The 12440-nt window shown below is 62.6% G+C and carries 8 protein-coding genes; 1 reads left to right on the top strand and 7 read right to left on the bottom strand.

Annotated features, from left to right (window positions below; all coding sequences use genetic code 11):
* Nucleotides 1-208: 208 nt before the first annotated feature.
* From KQH55_RS05590 to dapC, 7 genes are all read right to left on the bottom strand, one after another.
* Complete coding sequence (locus KQH55_RS05590; protein ID WP_076795011.1) at nt 209-1420, bottom strand: porin; 1212 nt, start codon at nt 1418-1420, stop codon at nt 209-211.
* 910 nt (nt 1421-2330) lie between these two features.
* The gene (gene cls, locus KQH55_RS05595; protein ID WP_076795016.1) at nt 2331-3776 is read right to left on the bottom strand and encodes a cardiolipin synthase; all 1446 of its coding nucleotides are present in this window, start codon (nt 3774-3776) and stop codon (nt 2331-2333) included.
* Between the two features lie 190 nt (nt 3777-3966).
* Nucleotides 3967-4860: a 50S ribosomal protein L3 N(5)-glutamine methyltransferase gene (prmB, locus tag KQH55_RS05600; RefSeq protein ID WP_235090354.1), complete on the bottom strand. Its 894-nt coding sequence runs from the start codon at nt 4858-4860 to the stop codon at nt 3967-3969.
* A gap of 112 nt (nt 4861-4972) precedes the next feature.
* Nucleotides 4973-6112 (bottom strand): succinyl-diaminopimelate desuccinylase, encoded by a 1140-nt coding sequence (gene dapE / locus KQH55_RS05605; protein WP_235090355.1) that lies wholly within the window; start codon nt 6110-6112, stop codon nt 4973-4975.
* 12 nt (nt 6113-6124) lie between these two features.
* Nucleotides 6125-6499: an ArsC family reductase gene (locus KQH55_RS05610; protein ID WP_076784941.1), complete on the bottom strand. Its 375-nt coding sequence runs from the start codon at nt 6497-6499 to the stop codon at nt 6125-6127.
* The gene (dapD, locus tag KQH55_RS05615; RefSeq protein ID WP_076795018.1) at nt 6500-7327 is read right to left on the bottom strand and encodes a 2,3,4,5-tetrahydropyridine-2,6-dicarboxylate N-succinyltransferase; all 828 of its coding nucleotides are present in this window, start codon (nt 7325-7327) and stop codon (nt 6500-6502) included.
* 73 nt (nt 7328-7400) lie between these two features.
* Nucleotides 7401-8660: a succinyldiaminopimelate transaminase gene (dapC, locus tag KQH55_RS05620; protein WP_076797182.1), complete on the bottom strand. Its 1260-nt coding sequence runs from the start codon at nt 8658-8660 to the stop codon at nt 7401-7403.
* Nucleotides 8661-8914: 254 nt separating this feature from the next.
* Here dapC and smc point away from each other — a divergent pair, with 254 nt between their 5' ends.
* Nucleotides 8915-12433 (top strand): chromosome segregation protein SMC, encoded by a 3519-nt coding sequence (smc, locus tag KQH55_RS05625; RefSeq protein WP_235090356.1) that lies wholly within the window; start codon nt 8915-8917, stop codon nt 12431-12433.
* Nucleotides 12434-12440 lie beyond the last annotated feature (7 nt).

Here is a 12440-nt window from a genome sequence, read left to right on the forward strand (position 1 = left end):
CGCACGTGATGGGAGGGTGACGACGACCGAAGGCTTCTGCCCACTGACTAGCGGATGGCGAGACCATCGGTTGACCGCGTAACGCAGCTTTCTGCGCGGCTGCGTGTCCGCGCGGACACGCAGCCATGTGGGCGCCGCTGCTGCCATTAACGAACAGCTATCAGCGCTTCGAAAAAGCTGTCAGCGCTTTGATGAAGACCGTGACAACTTAGAACCGGTGCACGATCCCCGCGGCGGCGGCAAACTGACTCTGCGATGACGAGGGCGCAGCGTTCATCGCATCGCCGATCGACGCGGTGGCCTTGACTACGCCCGTGGTGCCGTCCGGTGCAACGCTAAACGTATTGCCGCTTGCGCGTTGGTAAGCCTGCACCATGTAGATACCGGTACGCTTTGACAGGCTATAGTACTGTGACAAATTGAACTGATTATACCGTGCTGCGTGCTCGATTCCGTTGGCCTTACTTGCGCGCGCATGGTTGTAGCCGGCAGCGAGATCCCACATCGGGCTCGGCTTCCAGTGCAGCACTACACCCGCCGCATTGAATGTGGCCTGGTTACGGAAATGCGACAGAATACCGGGCACGTACTGTGTGTTCGCATAAGATAGCGAAACATCAAAGTCAGGCGTAAATTTCCACCCGCCTGTCACGCCGACGCGTTGTTGTGCCTGCGCGGTTTGATACCCATAGTTGATCGCCGACACGGGGGGCTTGCCGTTGGAGTTGGTTGCCGATTGCGCATCCCACTCGCCGCCGCCGACAGCGGCGTTATTGACGCGTTGGAATCCCGCAGCGATACCGAACGGTCCGTTGATATATTGCACGCCCGCACTCCACGTCGAACCACGGTACGCACTGCCGGGCACGCCCGCGAATGCATACGATCCTCCGAACTTCAGTCCATTGAGGTTGGGGGACATATAGACAATCGAACTGTTCGTGCGGTACGCTAGATTAAGGGAGCTGATGTCACCCGGGTGCGAGCCGTACGCTGTGAGCCACGTCGTTGGGCTATATGGCGCGAGCAAGGTGTAATAAGCCGTGTACTGGCGGCCCGCTGTCACGGTCCCGAACTCAGGATGTGCCATACCCACGAATGCTTGCCGACCGAACTGAGCGTTTTTTTCGAATAGGGCGTCACCGTTTGCGCCGTTGAAACCGGCTTCCAGCGTGAATAAGGCCTTCAGCCCGCCGCCAAGATCTTCGTCGCCCTTAAAGCCAATGCGGTTGCCTAACCAGACGCCGTGGGCCATTTTGATGGCCGACCGTCCGCCATTGACAGAGCCCGGCGCTGTCTGGCTAGTTTGATAGCCAATTCCGTTGTCCACGGCCCCATATAACGTGACGTTGCTCTGTGCCCAAGCGGCATTCGCGGCAAGGCCACTAAAGGCCACAATGGTCATCGCTCGCTTTTTCATTGGTTCTCCTTTCCTGTGCAGCTGACGCTGGTGGCGCGCTGTGTGTGGCGGTTCGGTTTGGACGGATCAAAGCCGTCAAAACGCAAGCTCGGCGGCAGCCTGTTCCGGACCCGATCACCCGGCAGGGCTGCACGCTACTCTATGTCCGGTCATTCGACGGACCGGGCAACCTTAATGGTAAGTGGCAAAAAGTACGGTGTTTCGCGTGGATGGCTTGTACAAAGCGGAATCTGGCGGACAGTGTACAGCTATTAGGAAAAGATTGCGGTTTGGCAAACACTTTGTGGCCTGACACTAAAGTCATCCGGGACCACGCCGTCAAAGGACGGTAACGTCGGCATTTCGAAGATAGATCCGATGGGTCGATTTGTACGAGCAATGCGATCAAATCCGTAGGCGTTACCATTAATTTGGAGCAGTGAGCATGACGAAGCTAGCATTGAAATTGCCCTTGGCCGCCACGTTTCTACTGTTGATGTTCAGCAGCGCCGTGCATGGATCGGCTCGTTGAACCAGTCGATCCATGCACATGACACGGTGTTGGAGCGCGATGTGCTCAACGAGCGAGAGGTGTCGAACACTTATTTTATATAAAGGTCCAGGTGCCGAAATAAAAGGATGCGTTGCAGTGCAGCAAGACTCTTTAGGCATTGGGCCGGCACTAGTGCGTGTTTGAAGCAGCGGGACATGTCGTCGCCGAGCAATGTACGGCGTCGTTGCGCACTTTGCCGGATGGCGATGCGCGCGATGATCAAGCGGTTCACGGCTGCGCATGCGACGATGGGGCAGGGTCACCATAAAGGCCTGGAGGCGTTCAAATCAGCACACGATGGTTCCGCCGTGAGCGATCGTGTGGTGGCTGGCTTCGATTGCGTACCGGTTACCCGGTCATCGCATCGAGCCCGCGCCGCTATAGAATCGGCGCGAACAGCCGCGCGACGTGCATCGCCATGCGCCGCCACGCCGGCGTGCGCGCGTGTTCGCTGGCTTGGACTGGATCAGACAACGCGAAATCGGCCTCGAGCATGGCCGCGACCTCGGCGGCAAACGTGGAATCGACAGTCAATAGCATGATCTCGAAGTTCAGGCGAAATGACCGATTATCGAGGTTTGCGCTGCCGATCGCGGCGGCGACACAATCGATTAGCACGACCTTTTGGTGAAGGAAGCCGGGGCGATAGCGGAAGACCTGGATGCCCGCCTGCACCATGTCATGGGCGTAAAGCCGGGAGGCTTCGAAAACGACGATATGATCGCGACGCGACGGAATCAGCACGCGCACGTCGACGCCGCGCATCACGGCGAGCCTGAGGGCGGCGAATACGGCCTCATCGGGTATCAAGTAAGGGCTGGTGATCCAGATGCGCTCGCGTGCCGCATGAATCGCTGCGACGAAGAACAGCGAGCAGGTTTCCTGGTGGTCGGCCGGACCGCTGGCGATGACTTGACAATGCATGTTGCCACCGCATGGGCGAACGGGTGGCATGGTATGGGGCAGTCGCTGCGTGGCCCAGAACCAATCCTCGACGAACACGAATTCGATTTGCTTCACCACGGGCCCGCGCACTTCAATGTGCGTATCACGCCACGGCGATAACGGTGGTTTGCCGCCCAGGTATTCGATACCGACGTTGTGACCGCCAACGAAGGCGCGTTCGCCATCGACGACGACGATTTTGCGGTGATTGCGGAAATTGAGCTGGAAGCGGTTGACGAAGCGGCGGTTGGTGGCGAACGCATGCACCTGCACGCCACCGGCACGCAGCGCGCTGACGTAGGCCACCGGCAGGTCGATACTGCCGATGCTGTCATACAGCAAATGCACCTGCACCCCTTGCGCCGCCTTAGCCAGCAGCGCATCGCGCAGCATGTCGCCGACTGTATCGGCCCGAATGATGAAGAACTGGACAAGCACGTAGTGACGTGCTGCGTCGATTGCGTCGAGGATCGCCGCAAACGTCGCCTTGCCGTTGACCAGCGTGCGCACGTGGTTGCCGGCCAAAAACGGCATGCGCGCGAGCGACGACAGTGCGGTGATCGTCTGTACGCCCAGCCGATCGACCGGCGCGCTGTCCAGCGCGTCGGATTGCGTGCCGATGTCGCCGACCAGGTCCGAACGTCGCTCCCGGATCGCTTCGTACTCGACGCGTCGCGCGTCGACATAACCCTCGAAACGGCTACGCCCCAGGAAAAGGTACGGAACCAGCGTCAGGTAGGGCACCGCGATGAGCGAAACCGCCCATGCGATCGCACCTTGCGACGTACGCGTGTGGAGAATCGCATGGCAGGCGGCGATGACGCCGAGCATATGCGCACAAGCGACCCATGTACCGAGATGGAGCCAATCTAATTGCATGCGGGAAAGCGAGCCGCTGACGGCTCGCGCAGTGCGGCATGCGTTGCATCTTACCTGTCATGGCTTTTTTTCGGCAGTGCCGATGTGGTGTGCATGCCGCAACGGCGCGTGTCTCGGGGCGATGTGGCGCCGCAGCGTGCGGTTGCGTCTTTTGTTCAGCGGTGCTGTATCATGACAGGGCTGTCTTGCATCATGATTTGCGATGCGGCAGGTCTGCCGCACGCAGCAAGAAGACGCTGTCGTCGCCGGCGTGGGTCGGCAGCCACGTCAGCGGCAGGCTGCCGAACGCGGCTTCGACGTAGTGCCGCTCGTTGCCGATCTCGACGACCAACAGGCCGTCGTCGGTCAGCCAGTCGCGCGCAGCGCCGATGATCCGGCGCACGATGTCCATGCCATCGGAGCCTCCCGCCAGCGCCATGGCCGGTTCATGGCGATATTCGGCGGGCAATGCTTGCATCGACCTCTCGTTGACATAAGGTGGGTTGGCTAAAATCAAATCGTATCGGCGTGGCGGCAGCGGCGCGAACAGGTCGCCTTCGAATAGCGTGATCCGCTCATTCAAGTCGTAGTCATCGACGTTGCGCTGCGCGACCTGCAGCGCGTGTGCTGACAGGTCGACCGCGTCGATCTCGGCGTAGGGGAACGCGTCGGCCGCCATGATCGCAAGGCAGCCAGAGCCGGTGCACAACTCGAGCACCGCGCCTAGTTCGTCAGGCGTGTCGATCCACGGCGACAGCCGCTCGAGTAGCAATTCACCGATGAGCGAACGCGGCACGATCACGCGCTCGTCGACATGGAAGCGATAGCCGTGCAGCCAAGCTTCGTGTGTCAGATAGGCGGCTGGTAACCGCTGCGTGACGCGCCGCTCGATGATGTCGAGTACCACGCCGATTTCGTCGTCCAGCAGACGTGCATCAAGGAATGGGTCCAGCGTGTCGAGCGGCAGGTGTAGTGTATGGAGCACCAGATACGCGGCTTCATCATAAGCGTTTGCGTTGCCGTGGCCGAAGGCCAATTGAGCCTGGTTGAAGCGGGTGACCGCGTAGCGCAGCAAGTCGCGGACGGTCGAAAATGAATGATTCATGGTAAGCGACGGCATGAGCGCCGGGTTGGGCGTTGGCGGGTAGGAAGGGGCGCGGCGGCGTCGGGCCGGGTTGGGGCTGGCGCCGCCACGGCAGCGCCAACCGCCCCGTACGTCATGCGACGAGACGCTCCAATACACCCCGATACACGTTTTTCAGCGGCTCAATGTGGGCCAACTCGATATGTTCATCGACTTTGTGAATCGACGCGTTACACGGGCCAAACTCGATGACTTGCTTGCAAATCCGTGCAATGAAGCGGCCATCGGAGGTACCACCGGTGGTTGAGAGCACGGGGCGTATGCCGGTCTCGGCCTCGATCGCCTGCTCGAGCGCGTTGGACAGCTCGCCGCGCGGTGTCAGGAACGGCATGCCGCTCAGGTTCCACGTTAATTCGTAGTCCAGCCCGTGGCCGTCGAGGATCGCGTGCACGCGCGCTTTCAACTCGTCGGGCGTCGTCGCGGTCGAGAAGCGGAAGTTGAAGTCGACGTTCGCGCTGCCCGGGATGATATTGGTCGCACCCGTTCCGGCATGCAGGTTCGATATCTGCCACGTGGTCGGTGGGAAGTATTCGTTGCCCTGGTCCCATGCCACGCGCACAAGGTCAGCCAGCGCGGGCGCGAGCAGATGCACCGGATTCTTGGCGAGGTGCGGGTACGCGATATGCCCCTGTATGCCACGCACGGTTAACTTGCCGGACAGTGAGCCGCGTCGCCCGTTCTTCACCGTGTCGCCGAAGCGCTCGCTGGAGGTCGGCTCGCCGACCACGCAGTAGTCCAGGCGTTCGCCGCGCGCTTCAAGCCGCTCGACTATTTTGACCGTGCCATAGCGTGCCGGTCCTTCCTCATCGCTGGTGATCAGCAGGCCGATCGAGCCGCGGTGCTGTGGATGGGCGGCGACAAATTCCTCAGCCGCGACGACAAAGGCGGCCAGCGACGCCTTCATGTCCGCCGCGCCGCGTCCGTATAGTCGGCCGTCGCGTTGCACCGGAACGAATGGATCGCTGCTCCATTGCTCGAGCGGCCCGGTCGGCACTACGTCGGTGTGGCCGGCGAACGCCAGCAGCTTGCCCGCCGGGCCGTCAGCGCCGCGCTTGAGCGCCCACAGGTTGGTGACATCGCCCTGGGCGATGGTTTCGCAGGTGAAGCCGAGCGCCACGAGGCGCTCGGCCATCAATGCCTGGCAGCCTTCATCCTCAGGCGTGACGGACGCTCGGCCGATTAGGGCCTCGGTCAGGGCAAGCGTGCGGCTCATGGGCAGGAAATGTCAGAACAGCGTTTGATACTGGTCGGCCGAGAAGCCGACCGCCTTGATGCCGTCGTCGGCCACGAGCACGGGACGCTTGATGACCGACGGCTTGTCGATCATCAATGCGATGGCGCCGTCGGTTGTGCCGGCCGCCGCCTTTTGCTCGTCGCTGAGCGCGCGCCATGTCGTGCCGCGCCGGTTCACGAGTGTGTCCAGTGGCACTTGGGCGAGCCAGCCGCGCAACAATGCGGCGTTGACGCCGGCCTTCTTGACGTCGTGGAACGCGTACGCGACACCGTGCGTGTCGAGCCAGTCACGCGCCTTCTTCACGGTGTCGCAGTTCGGGATCCCGTAGACGGTCAGCGCGTTGCCGCGCGACTTGCTGGTAGCCATTTAATCGCCCCGCAGCAGTTCGTTGATGCCGACCTTTGAACGGGTTTTGGCATCGACTTTCTTGACGATCACCGCGCAGTACAGGCTGTATTTGCCGTCAGCTGACGGTAGATTGCCGGCCACGACAACGGAGCCCGGCGGCACGCGGCCGTACATGACTTCGCCGGTCTCGCGATCATAGATCTTCGTGCTCTGGCCGAGATAGACGCCCATCGAGATGACCGAGTTCTCCCCGACGATCACGCCCTCGACGACTTCGGAGCGCGCGCCAATGAAGCAGTTGTCCTCGATGATCACCGGATTGGCCTGCAGCGGCTCGAGCACGCCGCCAATGCCGACTCCTCCGGACAGGTGAACGTTTTTGCCGATCTGCGCGCACGAGCCAACGGTGGCCCACGTGTCGACCATCGTGCCCTCATCGACGTAGGCACCGATGTTAGTGTACGACGGCATCAGCACGACGTTCTTCGCGATATACGAGCCGCGGCGCGCGATCGCTGGTGGCACGACACGAAAGCCGCCGGCGGCGAAGTCCTCGGGCGTGTAGTTTGCGAACTTGGACGGCACTTTGTCGTAGAACTGCGAGTAGCCGCCGGCAGCCATCGGTACGTTATCCTCAAGTCGGAACGATAGCAGTACCGCCTTTTTCAGCCATTGGTTGACGACCCAGTCGCCGTCTTTCTTCTCGGCCACGCGAAGCGTGCCGCGGTCCAGCTCGCCGATCACGTGCGCGACAGCCTCGCGGATATCGGTGGGGGCGGACTTCGGTGACAGCTCAGCGCGGTTTTCCCACGCGGTGTCGATGATCTGCTGCAAGGGTTGCGACATGGCTTGATAACTCGAGTGTGGTTGATATCGGTGCAATGCGTGCGCGCCGCGCGGCGGGCGTCGGCGCGACGCGCTACAGGCTTTGGCAGAATTGGACGATGCGCCGCGCGCCTTCGACGCATTCGGCGGTGTCTGCGACCAGCGCAATGCGCACGTAATCGCGTCCCGGGTTAGCGCCGTGCGCGGTGCGCGCGAGATAGGAACCCGGCAGGACGGTGACATTATAGTCGGCGTACAAGCGCCGCGCGAATGTGCAATCGTCCAATCCGGTGCGCGAAACCCGCGCCCACAGGTAAAATCCCGCGTCGGGCATCGCGACATCCAGCACGTCGGCCAGCATTGGGGTGACGGTGCCGAATTTCTTGACGTACTCTCGGCGGTTGTCGCGCACGTGCTGCTCGTCGCCCCACGCGGCAATGCTTGCGGCTTGGTAGACAGGGCTCAATGCCGAACCGTGATAAGTGCGAAACAATAGGAAGCGCTTCAGGATCGAGGCGTCGCCTGCCACGAATCCAGAGCGCATTCCCGGCACGTTCGAGCGCTTAGACAGGCTGGAGAACATCACGATGCGCTCGAAGCCTCGACCCAGTGCGTGGGCAGCCTGTAGCGCGCCGAGTGGTGGGTTGCATTCGTCGAAGTAGATTTCGGAGTAGCACTCGTCGGACGCGATGGTGAAGCCGAAGCGCTCGGACAGGGCGAAAATCTCCCGCCAGTCGTCCAGGCCCAACACGGCCCCGGTCGGATTACTTGGCGAGCACACGTACAGCAGCTGCGTGCGTGCCCACACATCATGCGGCACCGTGCCATAATCGCATGCGTAGCGGCGGGCCGGATCGCTGTTCACGTAGTAGGGTTGCGCACCGGCGAGCAGCGCTGCCCCTTCGTAAATCTGATAGAACGGATTCGGGCACAGCACGACTGGCGGCTGGCCCGCATCGCTTGTACGACTAGAGTCGATGACCGTTTGTGCGAACGCGAACAGCGCCTCGCGTGAGCCGACCACTGGCAGCACGTCGGTGGCGGGGTCCACCGCCGGCAATCCATAGCGGCGTTGCAGCCACGCCGCGATCGCGTGCCGCAACGGCGGCGTGCCGGCGGTCGCGGGGTACGAAGCCAATCCATCGAGCGACGCGCGGACGGCCTCGTGAATCAGCGCCGGCGTCGGATGCTTCGGCTCACCGATGCCAAAACGAATCGGCGCATGGGCTGGCGAAGGGGTTACGCCGTCGAACAGCGCGCGCAGCTTTTCAAATGGATACGGTTGCAGCAGGTCGAGACGCGGATTCACTAGCAGGCCTTTGTGGCGGCGTCGAGCACGGCGTCGAGCTGCCATGTCGGCAGAAGGGACAGGTGCCGCCGCGTCGGTGCACGCGGCCGCCGCATTGAACGCGGGTTGATTCGCAAACGTATCATTATAACGTGCCTGCGCGCGCGGACGTGCCGTCGGCACGACATGCCGCGTGACGAACGGCCCGAGCCGGTTTGGGCCGCCAAGCGGCGATGGTATGATTGGCTCCGAACGTCCGGGCGCCGCATATAGGTGCCGCGCGGACTCCATGCAATCTCTCTAGAACAGCGAATATCGCCGTGCGTCTGACCTCGATCAAGCTCGCTGGCTTCAAGTCCTTTGTCGATCTGACTCATTTCCAGGTGCCCGGCCAGCTCGTTGGCGTCGTCGGCCCCAATGGCTGTGGCAAGTCGAACATCATCGACGCGGTGCGCTGGGTGCTCGGCGAATCACGCGCGTCCGAGTTGCGCGGCGAATCGATGCAGGACGTGATCTTCAACGGTTCGACCGCGCGCAAGCCGGCCAGTCGCGCCAGCGTCGAGTTGGTGTTCGACAATGGCGACGGGCGGGCGGCGGGCCAATGGAGCCAATACGCGGAAATCGCGGTCAAGCGCGTGCTCACGCGTGACGGCACGTCCAGCTACTACATCAATAACCTGCCGGCGCGTCGGCGCGACATCCAGGACATCTTTCTGGGCACAGGCCTGGGTCCGCGCGCGTACGCGATCATCGGTCAAGGGATGATCGCGCGGATTATCGAGGCTAAGCCCGAGGAGTTGCGCGTCTTCCTGGAAGAGGCGGCCGGCGTGTCTAAGTATAAGGAGCGGCGCCGAGAGACGGCGAATCGCCTCAATGACACGCGCGAAAACCTGACTCGCGTCGAGGATATCGTGCGCGAACTTGGCACGAACCTGGACAAGCTCGAAGGACAGGCCATGATCGCGCAGCAGTTCAAAGCGTTGCAGGCCGAGGGCGAAGAAAAGCAGCGCCTGCTGTGGCTGCTGCGCAAGAACGAGGCGCAGGCTGAGCAGGAGCGCCAGCAGCGGGCGATCGGCGCCGCGCAGGTCGAGCTCGAGGCACAGATGGCGAGGCTGCGCGAAGTCGAGGCGCAACTGGAGACGATGCGCGTCGCGCACTACGCGGCCAGCGATGCGATGCAGGGCACGCAAGGGGCGCTGTACGAGGCCAATGCTGAGGTCAGCCGGCTGGAAGCGGAAATCAAATTCATCGTCGAGTCGCGTAATCGTGCGCAGAACCAGATCGCGGCGCTCACCGCGCAGCGGGATCAGTGGCAGCGGCAGGCCGAGAAGGCACGCGACGAACTGGCCGATGCACACGCGTTGCTAGCCGAAGCCGAGGAGCGAGCGGCGCGCACGCAGGACGACGCAGCTGCGCAAAACGATGCACTGCCGGCGTTGGAAGCGCGGTGGCGCGATGCGCAGGCCAAGCTCAATGACGAGCGGGGCGCGATCGCGCAAGCGGAACAAGCGTTGAAGCTGGAGGCGGCGCATCAGCGCAACGCTGACCAGCAGCTGCAGCAGTTGCAGGTGCGGTTGGAGCGCCTGAGGAGCGAGCGGCAGGGGCTAGGTGCGCCGGACGAGGCGCAACTCGAAGAACTGCGCATGCAGTTGGCTGAGCACGAGCAGATTCTGGATGATGCGCAGCAACGGCTCGCCGACGCGCAACAGCAGGCGCCGCAGCTAGACGAGGCGCGCCGCGCCGCACAGGAGCGCGTGCAGCAGGAAAACGCACGGATCCACCAGCTCGATGCACGCTTGGCCGCGCTCAAGCAGTTGCAGCAAAACGTGCAGACGCAGGGCAAGCTTCAGCCGTGGCTGGATAAGCACGAACTGGCCGCGCTGCCGCGCCTGTGGAAGAAGTTGCACATCGAGCCTGGCTGGGAAATGGCGCTGGAATCGGTCTTGCGCGAGCGACTGGCCGCGCTCGAGATTTCGAATCTGGACTGGGTCAACGCGTTCGCAACCGACGCGCCGCCGGCCAAACTCGCGTTCTATGCGCCCCCGCCGGCCGGCAAGCCGCTGCAGACGCCGGCTGGACTGCGGCCGTTGCTGGCGCTACTGCGCATCGATGACCCGGGACTGCGCGCGGTGCTTGGCGACTGGCTCGCCAATGCGTTTGTGGCTGACGATCTCAGCCAGGCACTGGCCGTGCGCGCCCAGCTGCCAGAGGGCGGATGCTTCGTCGTCCAGGCCGGCCATCTGGTTACCCGTGTTGGCGTGCAACTGTATGCAGCTGATTCTGAGCAGGCCGGCATGCTTGCACGGCAACAAGAAATCGACAACCTCGGACGCGAGGTCCGCGCTCAGGCGCTATTGGCGGATGAAGCGCGCGGCGCCGCGGTGCGCGCTGAGGCTGCGCATACGCAGGCGACGCAGGCGCTGGCCGACGCACGGGCACAGGTCGAACGTGCGACGCAGCGGGTGCATGCATTGCAATTGGACGTGCTCAAGCTGACCCAGGCGCACGAGCGCTACACGCAACGCAGCGTGCAGATCGGCGAGGAACTCGATGAGATTGCCGCGCAGATCGACGAGCAGCAGGCCTTGCGCAGCGAGTCTGAGAGCAATTTCGAGCGTTTCGACACCGAGCTGGCTGAACTGCAGGCGCGCTTCGAAGAAGAGCAGTTGGCGTTCGAGGCGCTCGACGAAACCCTGGCAGACGCACGCCAGAGGGCGCGGGAATTGGAGCGCGCAGCTCAAGAGGCGGTCTATGCACAGCGCGATGTCGCGGCCCGCATTGAGGCGCTCACGCGCAGTATCCAAGTCGCGCTGGAGCAGGACGAGCGCGTCGCTGGTGCGCTGCAAGAGGCGCGCGCGGAACTAGAAACGATCAACGAACAAACGGCCCATACCGGGCTGCAACAAGCGCTGGCTTTGCGCAGCGAGCGTGAACACGCGCTGCAGGCCGCGCGTGCCGAACTCGATGCGCTGAGCGGCCAATTGCGGCAGGCCGACGAGCAGCGCCTGGCCGCGGAGCGCTCGCTGCAGCCGCTGCGCGACAAGATTACCGAGTTGCAACTCAAGGAGCAGGCCGCACGACTCAATCGCGAGCAGTTCGTCGAGCAACTGGAGACAGCCGGCGTCGACGAGACGGCGCTGCAAGCTAAGCTTGGCGCGGACATGAAGCCATCGTACTTACAGGGTGAGGTGACGCGGATCAATAACGCCATCACCGCGCTTGGCCCGGTGAACATGGCGGCGTTGGACGAACTGAGCGCAGCCCGCGAACGCAAACAGTTCCTGGATGCACAGTCGGCCGACTTGCAGCACGCGATCGAGACGCTCGAGGACGCTATCCGCAAGATCGATGAGGAGACGCGGGCGCTGTTGCAGGGCACCTTCGACGAGGTTAACCGGCATTTTGGCGAACTGTTTCCGCGGTTGTTCGGCGGTGGGCAGGCCAAACTGATCATGACGGGCGCGGAGATCCTCGATGCCGGCGTACAGGTGATGGCGCAGCCGCCGGGCAAAAAGAATTCGACAATCCACCTGCTGTCCGGCGGCGAGAAGGCGCTGACCGCGACGGCGTTGGTGTTTGCGATGTTCCAGCTCAATCCAGCGCCGTTTTGCTTGCTGGATGAGGTCGATGCGCCGCTGGACGACGCCAATACCGAACGCTTCGCAAATTTGGTGCGGGCGATGTCGGACAAGACGCAGTTCCTGTTTATCTCGCACAATAAGATCGCGATGGAAATGGCCCAGCAGTTGATCGGCGTGACGATGCAGGAACAAGGCGTGTCGCGGATCGTCGCGGTCGATATGGAAACGGCCGCGGGCTTCGCGCAGAACGCCGGGTAATGGGCAG

This window comes from Mycetohabitans sp. B3 (assembly GCF_021498065.1).
Taxonomy (GTDB): domain Bacteria; phylum Pseudomonadota; class Gammaproteobacteria; order Burkholderiales; family Burkholderiaceae; genus Mycetohabitans.